17 protein-coding genes and 1 tRNA gene are annotated in these 26,401 nt (G+C 32.4%); 11 read left to right on the top strand and 7 right to left on the bottom strand.

Translation table 11 applies throughout. From position 1 onward, the window contains the following. Positions 1-33: 33 nt before the first annotated feature. Both ABWP60_RS04400 and ABWP60_RS04395 read left to right on the top strand, forming a co-directional pair. A complete protein-coding gene (locus tag ABWP60_RS04400; RefSeq protein WP_353149070.1) occupies positions 34-1,842 on the top strand; it encodes a DUF1800 domain-containing protein in 1,809 nt (602 codons plus the stop codon). 5 nt (positions 1,843-1,847) lie between these two features. After that, entirely contained in the window at positions 1,848-3,461 is a 1,614-nt protein-coding gene (locus ABWP60_RS04395; protein WP_353149067.1) for a T9SS type A sorting domain-containing protein, read from the top strand. An 83-nt stretch (positions 3,462-3,544) separates the two neighbouring features. Here the strand turns inward: ABWP60_RS04395 and amaB are convergent, their stop codons facing one another. The 3 genes from amaB to ABWP60_RS04380 all read right to left on the bottom strand — a co-directional run bounded on the left by amaB (position 3,545) and on the right by ABWP60_RS04380 (position 6,878). Then, a complete protein-coding gene (gene amaB / locus ABWP60_RS04390; protein ID WP_353149064.1) occupies positions 3,545-5,098 on the bottom strand; it encodes an L-piperidine-6-carboxylate dehydrogenase in 1,554 nt (517 codons plus the stop codon). Positions 5,099-5,183: 85 nt separating this feature from the next. Next, entirely contained in the window at positions 5,184-5,717 is a 534-nt protein-coding gene (locus tag ABWP60_RS04385) for a 3-hydroxyanthranilate 3,4-dioxygenase (protein WP_353149061.1), read from the bottom strand. A gap of 66 nt (positions 5,718-5,783) precedes the next feature. Next, a complete protein-coding gene (locus tag ABWP60_RS04380; protein WP_353149058.1) occupies positions 5,784-6,878 on the bottom strand; it encodes an endonuclease/exonuclease/phosphatase family protein in 1,095 nt (364 codons plus the stop codon). 136 nt (positions 6,879-7,014) lie between these two features. On the opposite strand from ABWP60_RS04380, the gene ABWP60_RS04375 reads away from it, so the two are divergent. The 3 genes from ABWP60_RS04375 to ABWP60_RS04365 are packed head-to-tail and all read left to right on the top strand — an operon-like array spanning position 7,015 to position 11,820. Then, complete coding sequence (locus ABWP60_RS04375; protein WP_353149055.1) at positions 7,015-9,789, top strand: carboxypeptidase-like regulatory domain-containing protein; 2,775 nt, start codon at positions 7,015-7,017, stop codon at positions 9,787-9,789. Positions 9,790-9,799: 10 nt separating this feature from the next. After that, positions 9,800-10,429 carry a hypothetical protein gene (locus tag ABWP60_RS04370; RefSeq protein ID WP_353149052.1) on the top strand — a complete coding sequence of 210 codons (630 nt, stop codon included), beginning with the start codon at positions 9,800-9,802 and terminating at the stop codon, positions 10,427-10,429. 5 nt (positions 10,430-10,434) lie between these two features. Beyond that, on the top strand, positions 10,435-11,820 hold the full coding sequence (locus tag ABWP60_RS04365; RefSeq protein ID WP_353149049.1) for a DUF5689 domain-containing protein: 1,386 nt from the start codon (positions 10,435-10,437) through the stop codon (positions 11,818-11,820). Between the two features lie 79 nt (positions 11,821-11,899). Here the strand turns inward: ABWP60_RS04365 and polA are convergent, their stop codons facing one another. Beyond that, positions 11,900-14,734, bottom strand: a complete 2,835-nt coding sequence (polA, locus tag ABWP60_RS04360) for a DNA polymerase I (protein ID WP_353149047.1) — start codon at positions 14,732-14,734, stop codon at positions 11,900-11,902. A gap of 124 nt (positions 14,735-14,858) precedes the next feature. Here polA and ABWP60_RS04355 point away from each other — a divergent pair, with 124 nt between their 5' ends. Then, positions 14,859-16,088, top strand: coding sequence for a metallophosphoesterase (locus ABWP60_RS04355; RefSeq protein ID WP_353149045.1), 1,230 nt, complete (start codon positions 14,859-14,861; stop codon positions 16,086-16,088). Positions 16,089-16,162: 74 nt separating this feature from the next. Beyond that, on the top strand, positions 16,163-16,459 hold the full coding sequence (locus ABWP60_RS04350; RefSeq protein WP_353149042.1) for a thioredoxin family protein: 297 nt from the start codon (positions 16,163-16,165) through the stop codon (positions 16,457-16,459). On the opposite strand, the gene ABWP60_RS04345 is transcribed toward ABWP60_RS04350, so the two are convergent. Then, positions 16,456-17,085: a polysaccharide deacetylase family protein gene (locus tag ABWP60_RS04345; RefSeq protein ID WP_353149039.1), complete on the bottom strand. Its 630-nt coding sequence runs from the start codon at positions 17,083-17,085 to the stop codon at positions 16,456-16,458. The two genes, ABWP60_RS04350 and ABWP60_RS04345, sit on opposite strands and share 4 nt — an antisense overlap. Before the next feature lie 38 nt (positions 17,086-17,123). Then, positions 17,124-20,351 carry a protein O-mannosyl-transferase family gene (locus tag ABWP60_RS04340; protein WP_353149036.1) on the bottom strand — a complete coding sequence of 1,076 codons (3,228 nt, stop codon included), beginning with the start codon at positions 20,349-20,351 and terminating at the stop codon, positions 17,124-17,126. 141 nt (positions 20,352-20,492) lie between these two features. Between ABWP60_RS04340 and ABWP60_RS04335 the strand changes: the two genes are divergently transcribed. Beyond that, a tRNA-Gln gene (locus ABWP60_RS04335) sits at positions 20,493-20,563 on the top strand. Between the two features lie 56 nt (positions 20,564-20,619). Here the strand turns inward: ABWP60_RS04335 and ABWP60_RS04330 are convergent. Then, complete coding sequence (locus ABWP60_RS04330) at positions 20,620-21,444, bottom strand: universal stress protein (protein WP_353149033.1); 825 nt, start codon at positions 21,442-21,444, stop codon at positions 20,620-20,622. A gap of 179 nt (positions 21,445-21,623) precedes the next feature. Here ABWP60_RS04330 and rimP point away from each other — a divergent pair, with 179 nt between their 5' ends. From rimP to infB, 3 genes are read left to right on the top strand one after another with little or no spacing between them, the layout of a single operon-like run. Then, positions 21,624-22,091 (top strand): ribosome assembly cofactor RimP, encoded by a 468-nt coding sequence (gene rimP / locus ABWP60_RS04325; protein ID WP_353149030.1) that lies wholly within the window; start codon positions 21,624-21,626, stop codon positions 22,089-22,091. A 14-nt stretch (positions 22,092-22,105) separates the two neighbouring features. Then, on the top strand, positions 22,106-23,347 hold the full coding sequence (gene nusA, locus ABWP60_RS04320) for a transcription termination factor NusA (RefSeq protein ID WP_353149028.1): 1,242 nt from the start codon (positions 22,106-22,108) through the stop codon (positions 23,345-23,347). A gap of 53 nt (positions 23,348-23,400) precedes the next feature. After that, the gene (gene infB / locus ABWP60_RS04315; protein ID WP_353149025.1) at positions 23,401-26,244 is read left to right on the top strand and encodes a translation initiation factor IF-2; all 2,844 of its coding nucleotides are present in this window, start codon (positions 23,401-23,403) and stop codon (positions 26,242-26,244) included. The last annotated feature ends 157 nt before the right edge of the window (positions 26,245-26,401 follow it).

Raw genomic sequence — 26,401 nt, 5'->3', positions numbered from 1 at the left:
ATTGTCTAATAATTAATTTGTTAAGTATAGGGTATGGAAAAAAAATATTCGAGAAGGAATCTTTTTAAAAAAGTATTCCTTAGAAGAGAAGAAAGTCAAGATCCTCTTTTTGAAAAATACAAAAGAAAAAACTACGGTTTAAGAAGGTATCAATCTATTGAAGCTAATGCGGAAACCAATAGAATAGGTAACATCACAAGTGGTTTAACTCCATATTCTGGGGCTTGGAATACGGCTTCGGTTTTACATTTATTACGAAGAACACAATTTGGTTTTAAATTTTCAGATGTTAACGGGCTTGAACAATCGGGTTTGAATAGCAGCGTCAATTCGCTGTTAACAATTCCAAATACAGTACCAAATCCGCCCGTTAATTATTATCAAAATGTTTTTGCTGATGAGGGAAATATTCCATACGGAAGTGATTGGACCCAACATGCTTTCAATTCAAATTCCATAGGAAACACAACAAATATTTATCGAATTACGGGTCTTTCTGCATGGAATTTAGGACAAGGACTAAACCAACAACTCAATATTAAAGAAAAAATGACCTGGTTTTGGTATCATTTAATTCCCATAGATTTTAATACAGTTAGAGTTTCTCAAAATATTTATTGTGGGTCAAATTCTGCTCGAATATCCCACGAATACATACAAAATTTTAGAAATAATGGTTTAGGAAATTTTAAAGCCTTAATCCGAAATGTAGCCACGCAACCTGCTATGATGTATTATTTGAACAATCAAGCTAATACAAGTAGTGCGCCAGATGAAAATTTTGCACGAGAAATCATGGAGCTTTTTACCCTTGGGAAAGATCCTTTGAGTCAATTTACTGAAGCCGATGTAATTGCAGCTGCAAAAATTCTTACCGGTTGGCGGGTTCAAAATCTAAATACACACCCTACAACAACCTCTTTTGTAGCAACACAACACGACACCTCGAACAAAACATTTTCTGCTTTTTTTAATAATACAACCATAACAAATAACGGAAGTGCAGAATTAGATGCGTTCATAGATTTGATCTTTTCAAAATCGCAAGTCGTATCCGAATATATATGCCGCAGATTGTATCGTTATTTTGTGTATTATGACATTGATGCCAATATTGAAGCAAATGTAATCGTTCCTTTAGCACAATATTTTGTAGCAAACAATTGGGAAATAGCGCCTGTTTTAGACAAATTATTTAAAAGCCAACATTTTTATGATATGGCAAATTATGGTGTGTACATCAAATCTCCATTTGATTTGATTCTTGGAAGTATGCGTACTTTTAATTTGAATTACAATGTTTCAGACGCTACTAATCACCATGCGCAATACTATGTTTGGGCAGCTATAAATACAAATTTTTTAGTGCCTATTGATCAATCAATGGGTAATATGCCTAATGTTGCAGGTTGGCCTGCTTATTATCAAAATCCAAATTTTCATGAATATTGGATTAATTCAAATACCGTTCAAAAAAGAGCAGCATTTATTGATGCTATATTTAATGGATTTAATTTGAACTTTAACGGATTAACAACTCGAATAGAAGTTGATGTAATTGCTTGGGTTTCACAATTTTCAGGAACAACCATTGCAGATCCTGATGCGTTAGTTAATGAATGCGTTAAATATCTATTGCCCGTAGATATAAGTGCTACTGCAAAAACAAATTTAAAAGTACAAAATTTGTTGTCCAATCAAGTACAAAATTATTATTGGTCAGATGCATGGAATAATTATATTGGCAACCCATCAAACAATGGTTTTAAGAACATAGTGAAATCAAGACTTAAGAGTTTGCTTGTTTCAATTACTCAATTATCAGAATACCAACTAATGTAATTGCTATGAAAAGAAGAAATTTTATAAAAACGACTGCTTTAGCAACAACGCCACTTTTATTTAATGGTATTCCTGTTATGGCATCTTCAGAAGTTGATAGTGTAACATTAGAAAAAATGGCGCTTTCTGCCATAAACTGCGGTAAAATATTAGTTATTATTCAGCAAAATGGTGGTAATGATGGGCTAAATACGGTATTTCCATTAGACAAATGGAGCAATTTAGTTAATGCGCGTTCTAATATATTAATGCCTGAAAGTAGCGTGTTAACTTTAAATAATAACGCTACTACTGGATTACATCCTGCTATGACAGAAATGAAAAATCTGTACAATAATGGTAAAATGATGATTGTTCAAGGCGTGTCTTATCCCAATCCAAATTACAGTCATTTCAGAGCAACTGATATTTGGTTTACGGCGTCTGGAAGTAACCAAAATTTAGATAGTGGTTGGCTTGGGAGAGCATTAGATGTTAAATATCCAAATTATCCAAGTGCCTATCCATCACCTGAAATGCCTCATCCCCTTGCCATTCAGATTGGATCAACATTACCTTTTTCTTTACAAGGTCCGAATATGAATATGGGATACAGTGCTCCAGATCCTAATGCATTACTTAATGTTATTAATGGTATTACAGACCCTTCCCCAAATTCAGATTATGGTCACGAACTTACTTTTCTTAGATTAATGAAAGATCAAAGTAATGTGTATAGAAATGTGATACAAACCGCTTATAATTTTGCATTAAACTCGGGAGTTACTTATCCAACAAGTAACAAATTGGCCGACCAGTTAAAAATTGTTGCCAAACTTATTAATGGAGGTTTACAAACACCAGTATATATTGTCAATCACCCTAATACACATGACACGCACGAAAATCAGGTTGATAATAATGATAAAACGCAAGGTTCTCAAGCTATAAATTTAACCTTGTTGTCTCAAGCTATTGGTGCGTTTCAACAAGAAATTACCTATATGGGTAAAGATAACGATGTGACTGGAATGACGTTTAGTGAATTTGGTAGAAGAATTAAAAGTAATGCAAGTAAAGGTACAGACCACGGTTCGGCAGCACCAGTTATTTTCTTTGGTGGCGCACTAAACACCAGTCCTAATGAAGTGGCAAATACGACGCACCCAATTCCGGGAATGATAGGAACTTCACCTGTTTTACCAACAAATGCTGCGGTAAATGATCAAATTCCAATGCAGTTTGATTACAGACAAATTTATACCACCGTAATGCAAGATTGGTTGTGTATGTCTGAAAGTGAGGCCGCTGAGGTTTTAGGAGGCAATTATGTAAAATTACCCATATTTGATGCTACTTTAAGTGATAGTATCAATTTTGAAGATGAAAATAACCAAGGTGTACTTTTGTATCCAAATCCATCTACAGACGGAATATTAAAGGTTTTGTTTTCAGATACCGTAAATACTAATGTGCAATTTACAGTGTTTTCAATTAACGGAAGTTTAATTTACAATACTGTAGAATTTATTTTAGAAAATAATAGCACCTTATATTATCAAAATTTATCTTCTGGAATGTACCTATTATCCATTGAATGGAACAGAAAAAAAGTATATAAGAAATTTATTATTGAATAATCCCTTCCCTATAAAACAAAAAACCCCTACAAAAAATTTGCAGGGGTTTTTATATATCTTAAAAAGTAACGAATCACTTAATTTTATAAATCGAACTTAATACCTTGTGCTAAAGGCAATTGATCCGAATAGTTTACGGTATTGGTTTGTCTTCTCATATATACTTTCCACGCGTCTGAACCCGATTCTCTTCCGCCGCCTGTTTCTTTTTCGCCACCAAAAGCACCACCAATTTCTGCACCAGAAGTCCCGATGTTTACATTCGCAATTCCACAGTCGGAACCTGCGAAAGATAAAAATTTCTCTGCTTCTTTCATGCTGTTAGTCATAATGGCTGAAGATAATCCTTGTGCTACACCATTTTGTTTTTCGATCGCGTTTTCCACTTCGCCTTCGTATTTCATTAGGTATAAAATAGGCGCAAACGTTTCGTGTTGTACAATTTCAAAATGATTTTCAGCTTCAATGATGGCAGGTTTTACATAGCATCCCGATTCGTATCCTTCACCTGATAAAACACCACCTTCTACTAATACTTTTCCGCCTTCAGCTTTTGCTTTTTCAATCGCTGCTAAATACGTGTTTACTGCATCCGTATCAATAAGCGGCCCAATATGATTTTTTTGATCTAATGGATTTCCAATAGTTAATTGCCCATAAGCACCCACAATGGCATCTCTTACTTTATCGTATACACTTTCGTGAATGATTAATCGTCTTGTAGAAGTACATCTTTGTCCAGCTGTTCCAACAGCTCCAAAAACCGCTCCTGGAACTACTACTTTTAAATCGGCAGTTGGGGTAATAATAATGGCATTGTTTCCACCTAATTCCAATAAAGATTTTCCGAAACGTTGTGCCACAGTAGTACCAACAATTCTTCCCATTCTGGTAGAACCTGTAGCAGAAATTAACGGAATTCTTACGTCAGTAGTCATCATTTCGCCAACTTTGTAATCGCCGTTAATGATACAAGAAATTCCTTCTGGCAACTGATTTTCTTTTAAAATAGCAGCAATAATATTCTGACAAGCGATAGAACATAAAGGTGCTTTTTCAGAAGCTTTCCAAACACAAACGTCACCGCAAATCCAAGCCAATGCCGTATTCCAAGCCCAAACGGCTACTGGAAAGTTAAATGCAGAAATAATGCCTACTACTCCAATAGAATGCCATTGTTCTCTCATCACGTGTCCTGGACGCTCAGAAGGAATGGTTTGTCCGTTCAATTGTCGAGATAAACCTACGGCGAAATCGCAAATGTCTATCATTTCTTGTACTTCACCGTACCCTTCTTGTAACGATTTTCCCATTTCATAAGAAACTAATTTTCCAAGCGGTTCCTTTAATTCTCTTAATTTATTTCCAAATTGTCTAACAATCTCACCACGTTGCGGTGCTGGCATAGCACGAAACGATTTGAAAGCGGCTGTAGCACTTTGCATTACTTTTTCGTAATCTGCTGCTGTGGTAGTTTTTACTTTTCCAATTAATTGTCCATCCACTGGCGAATAACTTTCAATGATTTCTCCAGATGAGAAACAGTTGGAACCTGTTGACGTTCCGTCATTAATTTCTTTTATTCCTAGTGCTTTTAACGCTTCAGGCATTCCAAATTGTGAGGCTATTGTTGACATTTTTTAACTTTTTTAAATGTTTTTGTTATTTTTTACAAAGGTAATAAATTGATTTTAGATTACTGAGTATAGATTTCAGAGTTATTTATTTTACAAATTTTGGATTGCTTTCCATAACCGTTCCGCATTTGTTACACGTTCTTTTTTCTTCTGAATCATAAAAATCATTGAAATGGGTAAGGAAATCATTTTCAATATTATTCAATTCAAAATATACTTCGTGAAGTTTGTGATTACACGTCTCGCAAAACCAAAGCAATCCATCTTTTACATCCAGATGATTTCGTTTTTTTTCAATAACCAAACCCATAGAATTTTCTGATCTGCTTGGCGAATGAGGTACTTTTGCAGGTAATAAAAACAGATCTCCTGCAGAAAGATGCATCGCTTTTTTCTCGCCATTTTCTTGAATATACACGGTAATATCACCTTCTAATTGATAAAATAACTCTTCGGTTTCGTTGTAATGATAATCTTTTCGGGCATTTGGTCCAGCCACAATCATCACTATATAATCACCAGAATCTAAATATAAATTTTTATTTGCAACTGGCGGAACCAGAAGATGTCTATTTTCTTCTATCCATTTATTTAGGTTGAACGGTTTTGTAATTGACATAATAAGAATTTTAAAAGGTAAAGTTACAAAATAAAAAAAGGTACTTTAAAGGCACCTTCAATTATTTTATTTTTTTGCTTCTTTTATCAAGTAAATATAGGATGGAAAATGATCCGAATATCCAGGTCCTAATGCACCATTTCGTAAAGCATATCCTTTATATTGTCCGGTTTGCTGAATCATAAATGGTGCATTGTACACCCCAGCTTTCCAATATCTCCAAGTAGAATAATCTTTTCTTAATAAAGGCTCAGAAATGATAATTTGATCGAAAAAATCCCAAGAATCTCTATAAGCTAAGGTTCCAATTCCTTTATTCATTAATTTTTCTGCTGGATTGTAAAGTCCTAAAGGTTGTACTTCTTTTTCATCTCCTTTAGCTCCTAAAACTTGTTTCACACTTTTATTAAAAGGTCCGTCATTTAAATCACCCATGGTAAAAATTTTCGCATTCGGATTAATTATTTGTAACGAATCAATAATTTTTTTATTCAATGCGGCTGCGGCTTCACGAAGTGGACTACTTCTTTTTTCACCGCCTCTTCTTGATGGCCAATGGCTTACAATAAAATGCATTTCTTCACCTTCTAATAATCCTGTCATTAGAATTTGATCTCGAGTATAAATTCTTTTTGTTTTGATATCTACTACATTATCATCGGTATCTTCTACTTTTACTTTGTCTTTTGCTTTTTTGTCAGTTTCATCTTCAGTTACTATTAATGCATAATTTTTATAACTCGTTGGTTGAAAATGTCCTTTTTGATATAAAAACCCCGTATCAATTCCTCTTTTATCTGGTGAATCGAAGTGAATTACAGCATATCCTTTAGCTGCTAATATAGGTTGTTTGCAAAGATCTTCTAACACTTGTCTGTTTTCAACTTCTGCAACGCCTAAAACTACAGGTGAATTTTTTTGGTCGGTACCCGTTCCAAGTTGGGAAATTACGCGTTCTAATTTTTGAAGTTTATCTTTATAATTTTCAGGAGTATAAATAAAATCTTCATCATTTATATTGGGATCGTTTATCGTATCAAATAAATTTTCTAAATTATAAAAAGCAATTGTGTTTACAGCATAAGTCTTTTTTTCTTGTGAAAAACTACTTGAAATAAATAATAGAATTGCAATAGAGATGTATAAAGATTTATTTTTCATAAACAGCGTTAAGTTATAATTAAATAAAGTAGGAAATTTGATTACAAAGATAAATAATTTAATTTATTGTTTTACATTTGACAGCTGTTTAGTTTGTTACTAAATTGTTTTGTAAAGTATTAATTAACAATAAAGTATGAAAAAACTTGTATTAAGTCTTTTGTTTTTGTTTCAAGCTATTTTTGTTTTGGCACAAAATCAATCTACCGTTAAAGGAAAAGTAGTGGATTCAAAATCGCAGAGACCTTTGGGTAGCGTTAAAGTTATGCTCCAGTCTAATGAACAATTTGTAACTACAAATAGTTTGGGAGAATTTCAAATTAGTGGTATTTCAGTTGGAAACCAAATTTTAGTAATTTCTGTTGATGGATACAACACTCAAAATTTTGCCATTGAAGTGGTGGCGAATCAAATGTTAGATATTGGGTTATTGTTTTTAGATGAAGATATTACTTCCGAACAACAACTAAGTTTGGTAACCATTACGGAAAACGATTTAGGTGATGACAACAGTGGTTCTGAAAGTACTGCAGGATTATTGCAATCTTCTAGAGATACTTATCAACAAGCGGCTGCTTTTAATTGGGGGCAAGCTCGTTTTAGAATGAGAGGTTTAGATAATGAATATGGGGTAACCATGATTAATGGTATTTCAATGAATAAAATCTATGATGGAAGACCACAATGGAGCAATTGGGGTGGACTAAATGATGCCACAAGAAATCAAGAATTCACTTTAGGTTCTGCACCTTCCGATTATACTTTTGGAGGCATTTTAGGAACACAAGAAATTAATACAAGAGCTTCTTTATATAGAAAAGGAACAAGAATTTCTATGGCAGGAACTAACACGAATTATTCTTGGCGTTCTATGTTTACGCATAATTCGGGATTAATGGAAAATGGTTGGGCCTATAGTATTTCTGGATCAAGAAGGTGGGCGCAAGAAGGCTATTTTGAAGGTACAGATTACGGAGCTAATTCATTTTTCGCAAGTGTAGAGAAAAGAATCAATAAAAAACACAGTTTGAATTTTACTACAATTTACGCTCAAAATGCAAGAGGAAAAAATTCCCCAAATACAAGTGAGGTAAATAATTTAAAAGGAATTAAATACAATTCATATTGGGGATGGCAAGATGGCAAAAAACGTAATTCAAGAGACAAAGATGTTGAAGAACCAATTTTAATGTTAAGTCATTATTGGAAAATTTCTGATAAAACTACTTTAACTACAAATGTTGCATATCAAACTGGTTCTATTGGAAATAGTAGATTAGATTACCAAACGGCCAATAGCCCAGATCCAACGTATTATAAAAACTTACCAAGCTATTATTATAATTTAGGAGATATTGCCGGAGCTAATGCCGCTCAAAATTACTTCTTAAATAACAGTCAAATTAATTGGAATGCCATGTATTATGCCAACCAATTTAGCAGTGTTGATCAACAAGGGATAAATAAGAGTGTTTATGCTTTATATGAGGACAGAACAGATGATAAACAAATTACAGCTAATTCAATTTTATTCTCAGATTTATCGGATAATGTTAAGTTAAATGCTGGGGCAAGTTTTAAAAAATTAAAATCTCATAATTTTCAACATATGTTGGATTTATTGGGGGGTCAATATTTTGAAGATATTGATCCATTTTACACTGGAGATCAAAACCAATCTGATTTAAATAATCCGAACAGACAAATTAAAGTAGGTGATGAATATGGATACAATTATAATTTAAATGCTGTAGTTGCTGATGCGTTTACACAATTTAAATTTACCTATAAAAAAGTAGATTTCTACTTGGCACAATCTTTCTCACGAACACAATACCAAAGAGAAGGGTTATACAGAAACGGAATTTATGCCAACACGTCTTTTGGAAAAGGATCAAAACAAAATTTTGAAAATTTTGGATTCAAAGGTGGATTGACATATAAAATTACAGGACAGCATTTATTAGATTTCAATGGGGTGTATATGACAAAAGCACCAAATATGAGAAACACTTTTGCTAATGCTCGTATAAATAATAATATTACTCCAGAATTAAACAGTGAAACAATTGCGAGTTTAGATGCTTCGTATGTAGTAAGAACGCCTAAATTTAAAGCACGTGTTACAGGATTTGCTTCGAAAGTACAAAACGCAACAGAAATTTCTTTCTTTTATGCAGAAGGTATTGGAGAAGATGTTGATGGAAACGACCAAGACTCTTTCATTTCTGAACTTTTAACAGGAATTGAAAAGAGAAATTTTGGAGCTGAAATTGGTTTAGAATATCAGTTTACTTCTACAATCAAAGGTACAGTTGCTGCATCATACGGACAATATTTGTATGGAAACAATCCAAACTTAAAAATCAATGACGATGCACAAGCAACTTTAACCAATACACAACCAGTAGTTGATTTTGGTAAGGCGTATTTAAAAAATTATAGATTACCAGGTATGCCGCAAACAGCAGCCTCTTTGGGATTAGAATATAGAGATCCAAATTTCTGGTGGGTGGGTGCAAATATTAATTATTTAGCAGATTCTTATTTAGATGTTTCAAACATTACAAGAACCGATAATTTCTCATTAAGCAACAATGGAATTTCTTTTCCAGGTGCAACTGAAGCAGCTGTAAGACAAGCTTTAACACAAGAAAAATTTGCTAATTTTAATTTATTAAATCTTATCGGTGGAAAATCATGGCGAGTAGATACCACTACAATTGGATTCTTCGCTTCTATTAATAATGTGTTGGACACAACCTACAAAACAGGTGGTTTTGAACAATCAAGAAAAGCTACTTTCCCAGATTTACAAGCAGATAATGCAAACGGGACACCAGCTTTCGGACCAAAGTATTTTTACGGATATGGGAGAACTTATTTTATAAATGTATACGTTAACTTTTAATTTTTTAGTTATGAAAAATATTATATTAAAACTAACATTAGTCGTATTTTCTATGGCAACTTTAGTAAGTTGTACGGAAGACGAAACGGCATTACCAAAAACAACAGTAACCATTTCAAAAGAAGATTTTCAAACGGCAGTAAACAGCACAGATTTAGATATTGCATCTTGGACAAATTTTAACGAAACAGGTGCGTGGAAGTGGAGAGAAAAAACTTATACCACAGGAGGTGTTACTAACGGATATGCAGAATTTAGTGCATTTAACTCAGGAAGTCCTGTAAATACGGCATGGTTAATTTCGCCAGAAATTAATTTAGATGTAGCACAGAAAAAAGGAGTGGCTTTTGAAGTAGCGCAACACCATTTAGATGTGGATTCGCCAAATAATAGCTTACAAGTATTCATATCAACAAATTATGATGGTACTAATGTTTTGGCTGCTACTTGGACGCCTTTACAAGCAAATATTCCAACAAAAAGTGTGGCTTGGTATCAGTTTGTGGCAAGCAATATTGATTTATCTGCGTATAACGGGAAAGCACATATTGCCTTCAAATTCAAAGGTTCAGGTACAGATATTACTTTAGATGGGGCCTTTCAAGTAGATAATTTTTTATTTTATAAATTAAATAATTAAGCGTTATGAAAAAATTAAACATATTATTAGCAACGGTTCTATTTTCAACGCTTTTTAGCTGTATTAATAGTGACAATTATGACGCACCAAATTTATCAGGTGAATGTTCTGATTTGACAGCAACTATAACGGTTCCGGCTTTAATTGCAACTTCTACGACAACATATCAAAAATATGTTCCAAATGACATTATTGAAGCATTTGTAACTTCAAGTGATGAAGGAGGAAATTTTTATAAATCAATTTCATTAGTCTCGGTTGATGGAACAAAAGGATTTAGCATGCCAATAGACGCTTACAATTTATATACTAAATATGAGCCAGGTAGAAAAGTATATGTAAATTTAAAAGACAGATATTTTGTTACAGAAAATGGCGCAATGGTTTTGGGTTCTTTATATAATAACGGAACACCTGCAATTTTAACAGATGATGAGGTAGGCAGAATTTCTGGTGTTGAATATGAAGGAATAATTAAGCGCGGTTGTGCTAAAGTGAATGAAAATACTTTGGTAAATAATTTAACGGTTTTAGCTACATCAAATAATGCTAATTTAAATAAGCTTATTGAATTGGATAATGTACAATTTACAGATGCATCCATTGGCAAAAAATATTTTGACGCGACATTAAATAATTTAGGAGGCGCAACAAATCATGAAATTACAGATCAATTTGGAAACAAAATTATTGTAAGAATTTCTGAATTTGCAAATTTTGCATCAAAACCAGTTTCAAATAAAAGCGGAAAAATACGTGGTGTATTAACAAAATATGGAAGTACTTTTCAATTTATGGTTCGTACGGAAAATGATATTATGTTAACTAATCCAAGATTAACTATTGATTTTGCACTACCAATTGTAGGAACATCATTAACATATGACGCAACTTTAAACGAACCATTTACATCATATACAACTACAAATCAGCAAATATTTCCAAAATATATCAATGATGCTGCTATTGGAACAAGATATTGGCAATTGAAAACGTTTGGTGGAAATAAATACATTCAAATGACTTCATTTGGAGGAACTACAGAAGCAAATAGAAGCTTGTTTTTTGTACCAATTAATCTTACAGCAGCCTCAACAGTTTCATTTAAAACCAAAGCTGGTTTTGCAAACGGAGCTTGTTTAAAAGTATATTACACAACAAATTATGTAGCGGGTTCTGATGTAACAACTGCAACATTAACAAATATTACGTCAGGTTTCACTATAGACCCAGGTTTGTCTTCAGGATATCCTACAAACTTTACAAATAGTGGAAATTGGGCAATACCGAGCACATTAACAGGTAATGGGTTTTTAGTTTTTGAGTATATTGGAAATGGAAGCGGTGGAGTAACTACGACAATGCAAATAGATGATATAGTTATTAATTAATCAAAAATAAAACACATAAAAATGCCTTCTTAGTTATAAGAAGGCATTTTTGTTTAGACCGGACAGGTTTAATATCAAATTAATGTGCTTCCAGCCAGTTTTTTCCACTACCAATTTCCACTTCTAAAGGAACAATCATTTTAAAGGCATTTTCCATTTCGTGTTTAATCATGGGTTGAATTTTTTCTAATTCGCTGTTATGTACATCAAAAACCAATTCATCGTGAACTTGCAATAACATTTTGGATTGCCAATTTTCTGATTTTAGTTTTTTATGAATGTTAATCATCGCAATTTTTATAATATCTGCAGCTGAACCTTGAATCGGAGCATTTACGGCATTTCTTTCCGCGCCACCACGAACGATTGCATTTGCAGAATTTATATCTTTTAAATAACGTCTTCTTCCCGAAATGGTTTCTACATATCCGTTTTCTCTTGCAAAATCTACTTGATCAGAAATAAATGATTTCAATTTCGGATAGGTTTTGTAATAGGCGTCAATCAACTCCGCACTTTCTTTACGTGATAAATTGGTTTGATTACTCAATCCGAAAGCTGAAACACCATAAACAATTCCAAAATTGACTGTTTTCGCATGACTTCTTTGTTCTTTTGTTACTTCTTCTAAAGGAATATTAAATACTTTTGCTGCTGTACTTTTATGTATGTCTTCATGGTTTTTAAACGCAGCAATCATATTTTCTTCTCCACATAAAGCAGCTATAATTCGCAATTCAATTTGAGAATAATCGGCTGAAACTAAAGTGTAATTTTCATCTCTGGCAATAAATGCTTTTCTAATTTGTCTTCCTCTTTCGGTACGAATAGGAATATTCTGTAAATTCGGATTATTAGAGCTCAAACGACCTGTTGCCGCAACAGTTTGCATATAATCGGTATGCACGCGTCCTGTTTTTGAATCCACTTGATTGGGTAATGCATCAATGTAAGTACTTTGTAATTTCACCATTTGACGCCATTCTAAAATGTCTTTTACAATCGGATTGTCATTAGCCAAATAACTCAAAATTTCTTCCCCAGTAGCGTATTGACCAGTTTTGGTTTTCTTTTGTTTTGCCCCACCAATTTTCATTTTCTCAAATAAAACATCACCTAATTGTTTAGGAGAGGCTAAATTGAACGTTTCACCAGCGGTTTCGTATATTTTTTGCTCTAAAGCTTTACTTTCAGCCGTCATGTCAATTGACATTTTTTGCAAGAAATCGACATCTAAGTTAATGCCCTCTTTTTCCATATCGGCCAAAACAGGTACTAACGGAATTTCAATTTCATCATATAATTTTTTCGTACCCACTTTTTCTAAAATAGGTAAAAAATGATTTTTCAATTGAAAGGTAACATCGGCGTCTTCTACGGCATATTCTTTAATTTCATCCAAAGGAATATCGCGCATATTACCTTGATTTTTTCCTTTTTTACCAATTAATTCAGTAATGGATTTTGGTGAATATTTTAAATAGGTTTCACTCAATACATCCATATTATGACGCATATCAGGATTAATCAGATAATGTGCAATCATCGTATCGAATAAATTTCCTTTAACTTCAATTCCGTATTGTGAAAGAATTTTTAAATCGTATTTAATATTTTGACCCACTTTTTCGATGTTTTCATTTTCGAAAAAGGGCTTGAATTTTTCAATTAAAACCTGAGCTTCTTCTCTGTTTTCTGGAAACGGCACATAAAATCCTTTTCCTTTTTCCCAAGAAAAGGCCAAACCTACTAATTCGGAATTTAAAGCATCTAAACCTGTGGTTTCTGTATCAAAACAAACGGAAGGTTGATTCAATAAATTTTGAATGAACATTTTTACAGGTAAATCGCCTTGTACATTTTGATAAAAATGTTCCGTATTTTCTAAAGTTGCATAATACGAATTGACAGTTTCTGAAGCGTCTTCACCATCTGAAAAACCAAATAAATCATATTGTTCCTCGTTAGATTTTTTTACAATTTGCTTTTTTGGTTCTGTTTGAAAATTGTCATTATTATTACCATTCTCATTACCATTGTAAAGTTTATCAAACTGTGCTTTCATTTGACGGAATTCTAATTCCATAAATAACGCATCTGTTTTCTCTACATCTGGTGTAGCTAATTCGTAATCTTTTTCATCAAAAGTTACTGGGCAATCAAGTAAAATTGTAGCTAATTTTTTAGATAAAATGCCTTGTGCTTTATTGGCTTCAATTTTGTCTTTTAAAGCACCTTTTAATTTATCCGTATTGTCTAAAAGATTTTCCATGGAACCGAATTCGGCCAATAATTTTTTTGCTGTTTTTTCTCCAACACCTGGTAACCCTGGAATATTATCTACGGCATCGCCCATCATACCTAGATAATCTATTACTTGTAATGGATGTTCTACTTCAAACTTCGCTTGTACCTCAGGAATACCCCAAATTTCAATGTCATTTCCCATTCTGGCTGGACGATACATAAAAATATTTTCCGAAACCAATTGCGCAAAATCCTTATCAGGTGTCACCATAAAGACTTTATAATTTTCTTTTTCGGCTTGTTTGGCTATGGTTCCAATTAAATCATCGGCTTCAAAACCAGCCACTTCTATAATTGGAATGTGCATAGCACGCAATAAATCTTGAATATAAGGCACCGCAATTTTTATGGCTTCCGGTGTTGCATCTCGGTTGGCTTTATATTGTTCAAACATTTCCAAACGAAACGTACTTCCACCTTTATCAAAAGCTACCGCTAAATGATCTGGTTTTTCCCGTTTAATCACATCCATTAAGGCATTCATAAATCCCATAATGGCAGATGTATCCATGCCTTTAGAATTAATTCTTGGGTTTTTTATAAAAGCATAATACCCTCGAAAAATTAATGCATAAGCGTCTAAAAGAAATAAGCGTTTTTGTGACATAAATGGTTTTTTATCTTTTCGTTTGTAAAAATACAATACTTTAAATAAAAAATCTTTGTTAAATTTCAATAAATATTTATGTTAATTGTGAACTTGTTAGTTAATTTGTAAAAAATAAAAAAACATGAAAGGTTTACTACCACTTCTCATATTATTAATTGTTGAATTTTATTCGTTTCAAGCGATAAAAACAATCACCAAAAATAAATGGATTTTATTGATTTATTTAGTTGTTTCCCTAGTTTTGATGCTTTTTATCGTATATTCTTTTATGAGTTTTGATAGAGGTAAGGGGCAAAATAAAACTAGTTTGCTTGTTATTGGGATGACTTTACTTATTTATGTTCCTAAAATTTTAATTTTTTTAATTTTATTTATTGAAGATGTTTCACGTTTGGTGGAAGCTTCTATTATGAGCTTTGTGGATGAAAATAGAGAACAATTTTTTAGTCCAAGAAGGCGTTTTGTAAGTCAGATTGCCTTAGGAATTGCTACTATTCCTTTTGCTTCTTTACTCTACGGAATGACGATTGGAAAATATAATTTTAAAGTATTGCGACAACAACTATTTTTCGACGATTTACCTGAAGAATTTGATGGCACTACCATAACACAAATTTCGGATATTCACAGCGGTAGTTTTGATGAAGATACCGATAAAATTAAATACGCGGTAGATTTAATAAACCAACAAAATTCCGATTTATTATTGTTTACAGGTGATATTGTAAATACGCACGCAAAAGAAATGGATCCCTGGATTGATACCTTTAAGGGATTATATCAACCAAAATTAGGTAAGTTTTCCATTTTAGGAAATCATGATTATGGTAAATATTACGATTGGGATTCGGAAAAAGAAGAAAATCAAAATTTTGAAGATGTAAAAAGCATTCATGAAAAATTAGATTTCACCTTGTTACTAAATGAAAATGTAAAGTTGAAAAAAGGTTCCTCTGAGATTGTGTTGGTTGGTGTAGAAAATTGGGGAGTACATTTTGGCAAAAAAGGCGATTTAAAAAAGGCAACATCAGGAGTTAATGCAGAAGATTTTAAAATAGTAATGAGTCACGATCCAAGTCACTGGGAAAATGAAATTAAAAATCATGAAACTCATTATCATTTAACGTTATCGGGTCACACACATGGTTTGCAGTTTGGTATTGAAATTCCAGGTTGGTTCAAATGGAGTCCTGTGCAATATGTATATAAACAATGGGCAGGATTGTATGAAAATGCGGGAAGATATATTTATGTAAACAGAGGATTTGGCTTTCACGCCTATCCAGGTAGAGTAGGAATTATGCCTGAAATTACCGTTATTGAGTTAAAAAAAACCAAAAAAGAGGCGTAATCGCTTAAAAAGTGTGCATTTTTGTTTGATATATTAAAAAAATATATACATTTGTTTAATAAACAATTCGGTCTATGTCGAAATTTGGAGAACTTATAGATGAACAAGTACCTGTATTAATTGATTTTTTTACAGAATGGCATGAGCAATCTATTATTATGAATGAAACAATTCGTCACGTTGCAGCTGCCTTAGGTGATAAAGCAAAAGTGATTAAAATTGATGTAGATAAAAATAAAGAATTAGCGGAAGCACTTCGTATTAAAGGTCTACCAACTTTTATGATTTATAAAGATGGTCAAATGGTTTGGAGACAAAGTGGAGAATTTGATGCCAATACTTTAATTTCTCTTATTCAAGAACAAGCTTAGGCGATTTTTTCAAAATTAAATCCTTTATTTTTTAATGTTTCAATAGTTTTTTCTAAACTATTGAACATATTTTCTTTTGCCTTTAGGCTATCATGAAATACAATAATACTCCCTGAAGAAACATTTTTTATTACATTTTCATAACACATTTCTGCCGAAATACTTGCGTCATAATCTTTACTTACTACATCCCACATAATTATTTTGTAACCTAATTTTCTTAATTTGTAGGATTGCCAAGGTGAAATTTTTCCGTAAGGCGGTCTGAAAATTTGTGAATTTTGAATGGTAAATTGTGAATTTAGTTTCATTCTACAAGCTTCTGTATTACTTATGTATGTTTTTGTAGGTGTGTTCCAACCCTTTAAATGGCTATAGGTATGATTTCCTACAGAATGCTGTTTAGAAATGATTTTCTGAACAATTTCTGGGTGTTTTCTAACATTGTCACCAATACAAAAAAAGGTAGCTTTGATTTGATTTTTATCTAAAATTTCTAAAACTTTTTCAGTTATTTCAGGTGTTGGTCCGTCATCAAAAGTTAAATATATAGTATTTTCGCTATTCGGAATATTCCAAACCTGATTGAAAAATAAATGTTTTATTATTTTAGGAACTTTTATCATAAAAAAAAGCCATTCAAAAGAATGGCTAATGTATTTGTTTATTCGATTTCACTTTTGTATTCGCCCATCATATTGTTAAAATTATTGAATTTTACTCGTTGGGAATTGTAAAATTCTACATCGCCATTTTCTTGAGCTAAAAATAATAACGAACGATAAATTTCAATTTCTCTATAAATTTCCATTCTATAAAACGCTTTCTGTTTTTCAGATTGCGAATGAAAGAAAGTTATTTTTTCTTGATATTTTTTAATCAGTTGATTTAAAATTTTTCTCGCTTCTTCTTTTTTTCCAATTTTATAATACCCTTCTGCAAACGGTTCAACAGTGGTATAATATTCGAAATAATCAATTGGCATATTTTTCATAGCAATTTCAATTACTTTTTCGGCTTTATCAAATTTCTTTTCTTCAATTAATGCCGTCATTAATCGCGAAAGATTGTTTCTGTAAGATAAGGCATTTTTGCGCGTTTCTGGGTCGTGATAAATTTTATCGCTTCCTGCGTTACCCCAAGTCCATTGGTTAATGATTTTGAATGTTTTTTCAGTATCAATATAACCCATGTCATAAGAATTTCCTTCTTTTAGTTTGGTTTTTACAGGAACTAATTTATACACCATTCCGTCTAATTGAAGGTACTCTTTCATCCAAATATAATCGTCGGCACCAAAACTTCCTGGAGAGAAATAAATAGGTCGTTTCCAGTTATTTTCGTTAAAAATATCTAACATTAAAATTCTGTTTTTATATATCGCACCGCCTTTTAATTTTAAATTTATTTGAGGCACAATAGAATCGTAATATTTTTTATCTACAACTTTATTTTTGATGATGTTTTGCTTATCAATTTTAACTTTCAAATGTTCACTTGGATAAAAATGTACAAATTGACCATTTTTCATTTCTCTTTTAGAACGATCGTCTTTTAAGAAATCTAAAGTTAAACCTAAATCTAAGGTATCAGTTGTTCTTTCGTTAAATAAACAGTAATTTCTTTTGTCGCCCACGTATTGATCATGTGTAAACGAAATAGGCAACGCATCTGATTTATTTGATTTTACTTTCATTTCATCAATGTACCAATCCGTAGCTAGCAAGCTGGTGTTTACAATTCTAACATCCGTTCTGTAACCTTCAATTTCTTGTAAATACCACATAGGGAATGTATCATTATCGCCAATGGTAAATAATATAGCATTGGGTTCACAGGAATCTAAATAGGCTTTTGCCATTGCAACAGCCGTGTATTTTCCGCTTCTATCATGGTCATCCCAGTTTTCACTTGCTAATAGCACTGGTGAAGCTAATAAGGTAGTCGCTAATACGGCAGGAAGTGCTACTTTAGGTGACACATATTTTAAAATATATTGATAAATGGCATATATCCCAACGCCAATCCACATCGCAAAAATATAAAACGAACCTACTAAGGCATAATCTCTTTCTCTTGGTTCAAAAGGTCTTTCGTTTAAGTAAATTTTCAAAACTAAACCGGTGAATAAAAATAAGAGTAATAGAACATAAAACGATTTCCATTCTTTTTGCGCGTGATATACCATTCCGATAACCGCTAAAATTAATGGTAAAAAGAAATAGGAATTTCTACCCTTATTATTTTTCATATCGGTAGTTAATTCGCTTTGATTATCTAAATGTAAGTTGTCAATAAAGCCGATGCCGCTTAGCCAGTTTCCTTCTAAGCTTTCATAATTTCCTTGTAAATCATTTTGTCTTCCAACGAAATTCCACATTAAATATCGGAAATACATATACCCAAATTGGTATTCAAACATAAATTTCATATTGTCTGAAAACGATGGTTTTTCAATTGTTAAATAGTCGCCATAATTTTTCAGAAATTCCTCATATTCGTCTAATCCAATTTTGTTAGATGCAAATTGACTTCTAAAATCAGAAACAATTTCGGTAAATTGTCCTAATTTATTTTCATCCGTTTCGCCAGTTTCTTCATCATAAAAAGCTTCATGATTTACACTAAATTCTAATGGTTTGGTAAATGTCATGTAATTTTTAGCGTGTTCTTCACTCCAAAGTCTTGGTAAAAACGCATTGTGTTTAGAATTTGGATTGTGATTGGCGTTTTTATAATTATTGGTAATAATATATTTACCAGTTTTCTCGTCTCTTTCGTAATTTGGTTTATCATCAGAATACGGATTTTCTTCATCTGCTCCTGCATAAGTATTAGAAAATTGAGGACCATAAAACAACTTGGTTTCCCCGTATTGTTCTCTGTTGTAATACGCTAAAACTTCAGCAGCATCACTTGGTTTGTTCTCGTTTATGTTAATATTTGAATTGGCTCTTACAGGAAGCATGATCCAAGTAGAAAATCCAATTAAAATAAATAGGATGCTTAAAAGTAGCGTATTAAACTTTACTAATTCTTTTTTCTTGGTATATGACAAACCAAAATAAAAACCAGCTACAATTAGTAAAAAGGCAATAATAGTTCCAGAATTAAAAGGCAATCCTATTGAATTTACCGCGAAAATTTCTGTTTTGGCAAAAAATGATAATGTATAAGGCAATAGAAATTTAAAAATAAACATCAAAATTGCTATTATCACTACATTGGCAATAATAAAGTTCTTAACTGTAATGTTTTTTTGAGTTTTAAAGAAATATAACATTCCAATAGATGGTAATGCTAATAACGCCAAAAAGTGAACCCCAAAAGAAAGTCCAATTACCAATGAAATTAAAATCACCCATTTATTTCCTCTTTCTGTTTCCAGTTCTTCTTCCCATTTTAGACCCAACCAAAATAATAATGCAATAAATAAAGAAGCCATAGAATATACTTCAGCTTCTACGGCATTAAACCAAAAACTATCTGTAAATGTAAAAGATAAGGCAGCAATTAATGAAGCACCTAATGTAAGTTTTGAAGTTTCATTGTTCCATTCAGAAGTAGCGACAACAATTTTTCGTATAATTTTAGATGCCGACCAAAACATAAATAATATAGTAAAAGCACTTGAAAACACAGAAACCATATTTACCATTAAAGCAATTTGGCTATTATCTGTGGCAAACATCGCAAAAAAAGCACCTATCATTTGGTATAATGGCGCTCCCGGCGGATGTCCTACTTCTAATTTGGCAGCTGTGGCAATATATTCCCCACAATCCCAAAAACTCATTGTAGGTTCAACAGTTAAAGTATAGGTAACTAATGCAATTATAAAAGCAAACCAACCCATGTAGGTATTCCATTTGCTGTAATTAAATGAAGTCATAAATATGCCAGATTAATTTAGAATACAAAGAAACTATTTATTGGAGAGAATACCAATTTATTTTTTCTTAAAAATTATTAAAAAATTATTTGCAGAGAATAAAATATATATTACATTTGCACTCGCAATTACAAAATAATTTGGTTCATGGTGTAATGGTAACACTACTGTTTTTGGTGCAGTCATTCAAGGTTCGAGTCCTTGTGAACCAACAAAAAAATCCCACTTTTTCAAGAGGGATTTTTTATTTTACAACTACTGTAATTACTTATATTTTAAATGCAATAACGGGTCTTTTTGCATGGTTTACTAAGTCTTCTGAAATACTACCGTTTAAGAAGTGAGACAACCCTTTTCTTCCATGCGTACAAACGGCAATAACATCAGTATCTGAATCTTTAGCAAAATGTAAGATTCCTTTTTCTACATCAATATCGTTATAAATGTGAGTAGTATAATCAGAAAAGTGAAATTCTTCAATAAAGTTTCTTACTTTTTCTTCTGCAGATCGTGTAGTGCTGAAATTATTTGGTGTAATTATATATAATAAATTAATATGTGCTCCAAAATATTTTGCAAAATCAACTACTTTTTCAAAAGGTTTCCTAATTTCATTAGAAAAATTAGAAGCAAATGTAAGTGAGTCCACTTTAAAATTGTCTTCCTCTTTTTTAATAACTAATACTGGAATTTCTGAATTTCTCACTACTTTTTCGGCATTGGAACCCACAAACATTTCGTGAAATCCACTAGCTCCATGAGAACCCATAACTACCAAATCAGCATGATGTTTTTTCCCGTTTTCAATAATTCCTTCAAAAGCCATATTAAACTGTACGATGCTTGAAACTTTAATATCATTTAAAAAATCAGCGTTTTCTAATTCTTCCAATTTGGCTACAGCTGCATTTTTAAAGAAAATTAATTCAGGAATTTCATGAGAGGTATTCAGTGCGTCATTTCCTGAAGTTGATAATTCCAACATATGTAATAATATTATTTCGCCATTATTTTTTTTGGCAATTTGCGCGGCTGCTTTTAAAGCATTTTCGGCGTGTTTTGAAAAGTCGGTAGGTACTAAAATTGTTTTCATAGGATTAAGTTTAATGATTGTTTAGGTTACTATAAAGTTACGAATTTTTAATGGAATAGATTCACTTTTTTGGAAAAATGAAAAATTTGGACATTTTAAAAAAAATGTTGTATATTTGCGGAGTTATTTAGTAAACAACCAAATAATGAGGCACGCATTGCGTGCCTCTTTTTATAAAGATGACATTTAAAGAAAAAGTAAAAAACTTGCTTGACAAAGCTTTAGAAGAGAACACACAGTTGTTTCTGATAGATTTAGATATCTCAGAATCAAACAAAATTTCCGTTATTTTAGATGGCGATTCTGGTGTGAATTTACAAGATTGTATCAATGTAAATAAGTTTTTAGATAGCGGTTTAGAAGCCGAAGAACTAGAATATTCTATTGAAGTTGCCTCGGCAGGTGTTTCTTCGCCATTAAAATTAGTTAGACAATATAAAAAAAACATAGGAAGAACAGTAAAAGTTAAAACCATTTCTCAAGGTGATTTTGAGGCTTCTTTGTCTGGTGCAGATGAAGAATCCGCCACATTAACTTGGAGCGCAAGAGAACCTAAAGAAGTAGGTAAAGGGAAAGTAACTGTTCAAAAATCAATCACAATTCCATACACAGACATAAAAGAAGCAGTAGTAATAATATCATTTTAAAAATAAAGCATACCATGGAGAATATTGCATTAATAGATTCATTTTCAGAATTTAAAGACGACAAACTAATCGACAGAGTTACCTTAATGGCAATTTTGGAAGACGTGTTTAGAAATGCGTTGAAAAAGAAATATGGTTCAGATGACAATTTCGATATTATCATAAATCCAGATAAAGGAGATATGGAAATTTGGAGAAACCGTGTAGTTGTAGCTGATGAAGATTTAGATCTTGAGAACGAAGAAATCACATTAACAGAAGCTAGAAAAATCGAACCTGATTTTGAAATTGGAGAAGAAGTATCGGAAGAAGTAAAATTAATCGATTTAGGTAGAAGAGCTATTTTAGCGTTACGTCAAAATTTGATTTCTAAAATTCATGAACATGATAACACCAATCTTTACAAACAATTTAAAGATTTAATTGGTGATATATATACAGCAGAAGTTCATCATGTAAGACCAAAAATGGTAGTATTAATGGATGATGATGGAAATGAAATTATCCTACCAAAAGAAAAACAAATTCCAAACGATTTTTTCAAAAAAGGAGAAAACGTAAGAGGTATTATTGAAAGCGTAGAGCTTAAAGGTAATAAGCCACAAATTATAATGTCAAGAACAGCACCAAGTTTCTTAGAAAAATTATTTGAACAAGAAATTCCAGAAGTTTTTGATGGATTAATAACCATTAAAAAAGTGGTTAGAATTCCTGGTGAAAAAGCAAAAGTTGCCGTGGATTCCTATGATGATAGAATTGACCCAGTTGGTGCTTGTGTAGGTATGAAAGGATCTCGTATTCACGGAATTGTTCGCGAATTAGGTAACGAAAATATTGACGTAATTAATTACACACAAAACATACAATTATTTATTACAAGAGCGCTTAGTCCAGCTAAAGTTTCTACTGTAAAAATTGATGAAGAAAATAAAAAAGCAGAAGTGTTCTTAAAAATTGAAGAAGTTTCAAAAGCCATTGGTAGAAACGGACAGAACATTAAATTAGCTAGCCAATTAACTGGATACGAATTAGATGTAATTCGTGAAGGAATTGTGCAAGAAGAAGATGATGTTGAATTAAGAGAATTTAGTGATGAAATTGAAGAATGGATTATTGAGGAATTCGAAAAAATTGGTTTAGACACGGCTAGAAGTATTATCGATAAAGATGTTGCAGATTTAGTTAGAAGAACAGATTTAGAAGAAGAAACCATTTTAGACGTTATCAGTATCTTAAAACAAGAATTAGATAGCTAATCTAAACATCATTTAGCATCACAATCACCAAAGAAATTAAGCAAAAAACAAATATGTCTGAAGAAAGAGTAATACGAATAAGTAAAGTTTTAAAAGAATTCAACATTTCACTTGATCGAGCTGTTGACACCTTAAAAGAAAAGGGTCATACCATTGAGCACAGTCCCAATGCAAAAGTTTCTCAATTGGAATTCGACGTCTTGTGCGATATTTTTTCGGCCGATAAAGGAAATAAAGTAGCTTCGAAAGAAGTTGGCGAAGAAAAGAAAAAAGAAAAAGAAGCACTAAAACGTGAAATCGAAAAAGAACTCGAAGTGAAACGTCTTGCAGAAGAAGAAAGACAAAAACAAGAAATAATAAAAGCAAAAGCAGTTGTTACGGCTCCTATATCATTAGGAAAAATTGATTTAAATCCAAAAAAACAAGAAGCAACTATAACAAATAATCCTCTAGCTGCTAAAGAAAATAATGTAGTTTTAAAAGTAGAAAAAACAGTTGTTGCAGAAAAAACTTCAGACAAACCTGCAGAATCTGTTAAAAAAACTTTTGAAAAAACAAAACCAAAATCAGAAGAACCTTCAGTTCAACCTCAAGAATTTAATCCTGATGGCACGCCAATTGAAGTGAAGTTAGATACACTATACACTAAACTTTCAGGAGCTACTTTTACAGGTCAAACAATTGATTTAACTCAATTTAACAAACCAAAGAAAAAGAAAGAAGAGTTTAAAAAACCAGGAACTCCAGGCGCTACTCCAAGTAAACCAGGAACTCCGGGAACGCCAGGTGCCCCAGGCTCAGCAGCAAATAAACGAAAAAGAATCATTAAGCCAGGAACACCAAATACAGGTGGTTCAGCTGGAAATACACAAGGCGGCGCTCCAGGTGGTTTTGTAAAAAGACCCTATCAAGGTGGTCAAGGCGGACAAGGTGCAGGTGGTTTCAAAAAACCAGGTTTTAACAAATCAGCACCAATTGTAAAAGTCGAGCCAACGGAAGAAGAAGTAAAAAATCAAATTAAAGAAACTTTAGAAAGATTACAAGGAAAAGGTAATAAATCTAAAGCAGCAAAATATAGAAGAGATAAAAGAGATACGCACCGTCAACGTACTGATGACGATTTAGCGCAACAAGACTTAGAAAGCAAAATCCTTAAAGTAACAGAATTTGTTACCGTAGGTGAAATTGCAACTATGATGGATGTGCCCATTACAAAAGTAATCGGAACGTGTATGTCTTTAGGAATTATGGTAACCATGAATCAACGTTTGGATGCTGAAACATTAACTATTGTTGCAGATGAATTTGGTTATGAAATGCAATTTATTACCACCGATATTGAAGAAAATGCAGTAATTATTGAAGACACTGAAGAAGAATTAGAATTCAGAGCACCAATTGTTACCGTTATGGGTCACGTCGATCATGGTAAAACATCATTATTAGATTATATTCGTAAAGCAAATGTTATTGCTGGAGAATCTGGAGGAATTACACAGCATATTGGTGCCTATGGAGTAACTTTAGATGGTGGACAAAAAATCGCTTTCTTAGATACGCCTGGTCACGAAGCCTTTACAGCGATGCGTGCTCGTGGAGCTCAAGTTACCGACATTGCGATTATTGTAGTAGCGGCCGACGACGATATCATGCCTCAAACAAAAGAAGCAATTTCACATGCACAAGCAGCAGGAGTTCCAATGATTTTCGCTATCAATAAAGTGGACAAACCAAATGCGAATCCTGAGAAAATTAAAGAGCAATTAGCAGGTATGAATTTACTTGTTGAAGATTGGGGTGGAAAATACCAATCTCATGATATCTCAGCAAAATTCGGACAAGGTATACCTGAATTATTAGAAAAAGTATTATTAGAAGCAGAGGTTCTTGAACTAAAAGCCAATCCAAATAAACCTGCACAAGGAACGGTTGTAGAAGCACAATTAGACAAAGGTCGTGGTTATGTTTCTACGATATTAGTACAGGCAGGAACTTTAAAAATTGGCGACTACATGTTGGCTGGTAAAAATCATGGTAAAATTCGTGCCATGTTTGATGAAAGAGGAAACAATGTAAAAATTGCCGGACCTTCAACACCAGTATCTGTATTAGGTTTAGACGGAGCGCCAACAGCGGGAGACAAATTTAATGTGTATGAAGAGGAAAGAGAAGCCAAACAAATTGCAACAAAACGTGCACAATTAGCTCGTGAGCAGTCGGTTCGTACACAAAAACATATTACACTTTCAGAAATTGGTCGTCGTATTGCTTTAGGTCAATTTAAAGAATTAAATATAATTCTTAAAGGAGATGTGGATGGATCTGTAGAAGCACTATCTGATTCGTTCTCTAAATTATCAACAGAAGAAATTCAAATTAATATTATTCACAAAGGAGTTGGAGCGATTACAGAATCTGACGTATTATTAGCTTCTGCTTCTGATGCAATTATTATCGGATTTAACGTTCGTCCTGCAGGAAATGCAAAAGCATTAGCAGATAAAGAAGAAATTGATATCCGTAATTATTCTATTATTTACGCCGCTATCGACGATTTAAAAGATGCGATGGAAGGCATGCTTTCTCCAGAATTGAAAGAAGAAATTACAGGTACTGCCGAAATTAGAGAATTATTTAAAGTATCTAAAGTAGGAACAATTGCTGGATGTATGATTACAGACGGTAAAGTAATTCGTAGCAACAGAATCCGATTAATTAGAGAAGGTGTTGTTATTTTCACAGGAGAATTAGTAGCTTTAAAACGTTTCAAAGACGACGTAAAAGAAGTGTCTAAAGGATACGATTGTGGTATGCAAATTAAAGGATACAACGATATTAAAGAATACGATATTATCGAAAGTTTCCACGAAATTGAAATCAAAAAGAAATTAAAATAAAATTTCTTTATAACATAAAATCCCAATGAAAATTGGGATTTTTTTTGTTCTATTCTTTTTTCACTCATTTTTTCACTTATAAATAAAATAAAAATTTGTAGAAAATCTTTATATATTAAACATAAAAAATATAATAATTTGTTTTTTTTAACTTATT

This window comes from Flavobacterium sp. (genome assembly GCF_040402895.1).
In the GTDB taxonomy this organism is placed as follows: Bacteria; Bacteroidota; Bacteroidia; order Flavobacteriales; family Flavobacteriaceae; genus Flavobacterium.
The sequence above is the reverse complement of the archived record's forward strand: the minus strand, read 5'-3'. Positions and strand labels throughout refer to the sequence as shown.

Bases quoted from the DNA above. Each gene is read 5' to 3' on its own strand.
- ABWP60_RS04400 (WP_353149070.1), top strand. From the start codon at position 34: ATGGAAAAAAAATATTCGAGAAGGAATCTTTTTAAAAAAGTATTCCTT.
- ABWP60_RS04395 (WP_353149067.1), top strand. From the start codon at position 1,848: ATGAAAAGAAGAAATTTTATAAAAACGACTGCTTTAGCAACAACGCCA.
- amaB (WP_353149064.1), bottom strand. From the start codon at position 5,098: ATGTCAACAATAGCCTCACAATTTGGAATGCCTGAAGCGTTAAAAGCA.
- ABWP60_RS04385 (WP_353149061.1), bottom strand. From the start codon at position 5,717: ATGTCAATTACAAAACCGTTCAACCTAAATAAATGGATAGAAGAAAAT.
- ABWP60_RS04380 (WP_353149058.1), bottom strand. From the start codon at position 6,878: ATGAAAAATAAATCTTTATACATCTCTATTGCAATTCTATTATTTATT.
- ABWP60_RS04375 (WP_353149055.1), top strand. From the start codon at position 7,015: ATGAAAAAACTTGTATTAAGTCTTTTGTTTTTGTTTCAAGCTATTTTT.
- ABWP60_RS04370 (WP_353149052.1), top strand. From the start codon at position 9,800: ATGAAAAATATTATATTAAAACTAACATTAGTCGTATTTTCTATGGCA.
- ABWP60_RS04365 (WP_353149049.1), top strand. From the start codon at position 10,435: ATGAAAAAATTAAACATATTATTAGCAACGGTTCTATTTTCAACGCTT.
- polA (WP_353149047.1), bottom strand. From the start codon at position 14,734: ATGTCACAAAAACGCTTATTTCTTTTAGACGCTTATGCATTAATTTTT.
- ABWP60_RS04355 (WP_353149045.1), top strand. From the start codon at position 14,859: ATGAAAGGTTTACTACCACTTCTCATATTATTAATTGTTGAATTTTAT.
- ABWP60_RS04350 (WP_353149042.1), top strand. From the start codon at position 16,163: ATGTCGAAATTTGGAGAACTTATAGATGAACAAGTACCTGTATTAATT.
- ABWP60_RS04345 (WP_353149039.1), bottom strand. From the start codon at position 17,085: ATGATAAAAGTTCCTAAAATAATAAAACATTTATTTTTCAATCAGGTT.
- ABWP60_RS04340 (WP_353149036.1), bottom strand. From the start codon at position 20,351: ATGACTTCATTTAATTACAGCAAATGGAATACCTACATGGGTTGGTTT.
- ABWP60_RS04330 (WP_353149033.1), bottom strand. From the start codon at position 21,444: ATGAAAACAATTTTAGTACCTACCGACTTTTCAAAACACGCCGAAAAT.
- rimP (WP_353149030.1), top strand. From the start codon at position 21,624: ATGACATTTAAAGAAAAAGTAAAAAACTTGCTTGACAAAGCTTTAGAA.
- nusA (WP_353149028.1), top strand. From the start codon at position 22,106: ATGGAGAATATTGCATTAATAGATTCATTTTCAGAATTTAAAGACGAC.
- infB (WP_353149025.1), top strand. From the start codon at position 23,401: ATGTCTGAAGAAAGAGTAATACGAATAAGTAAAGTTTTAAAAGAATTC.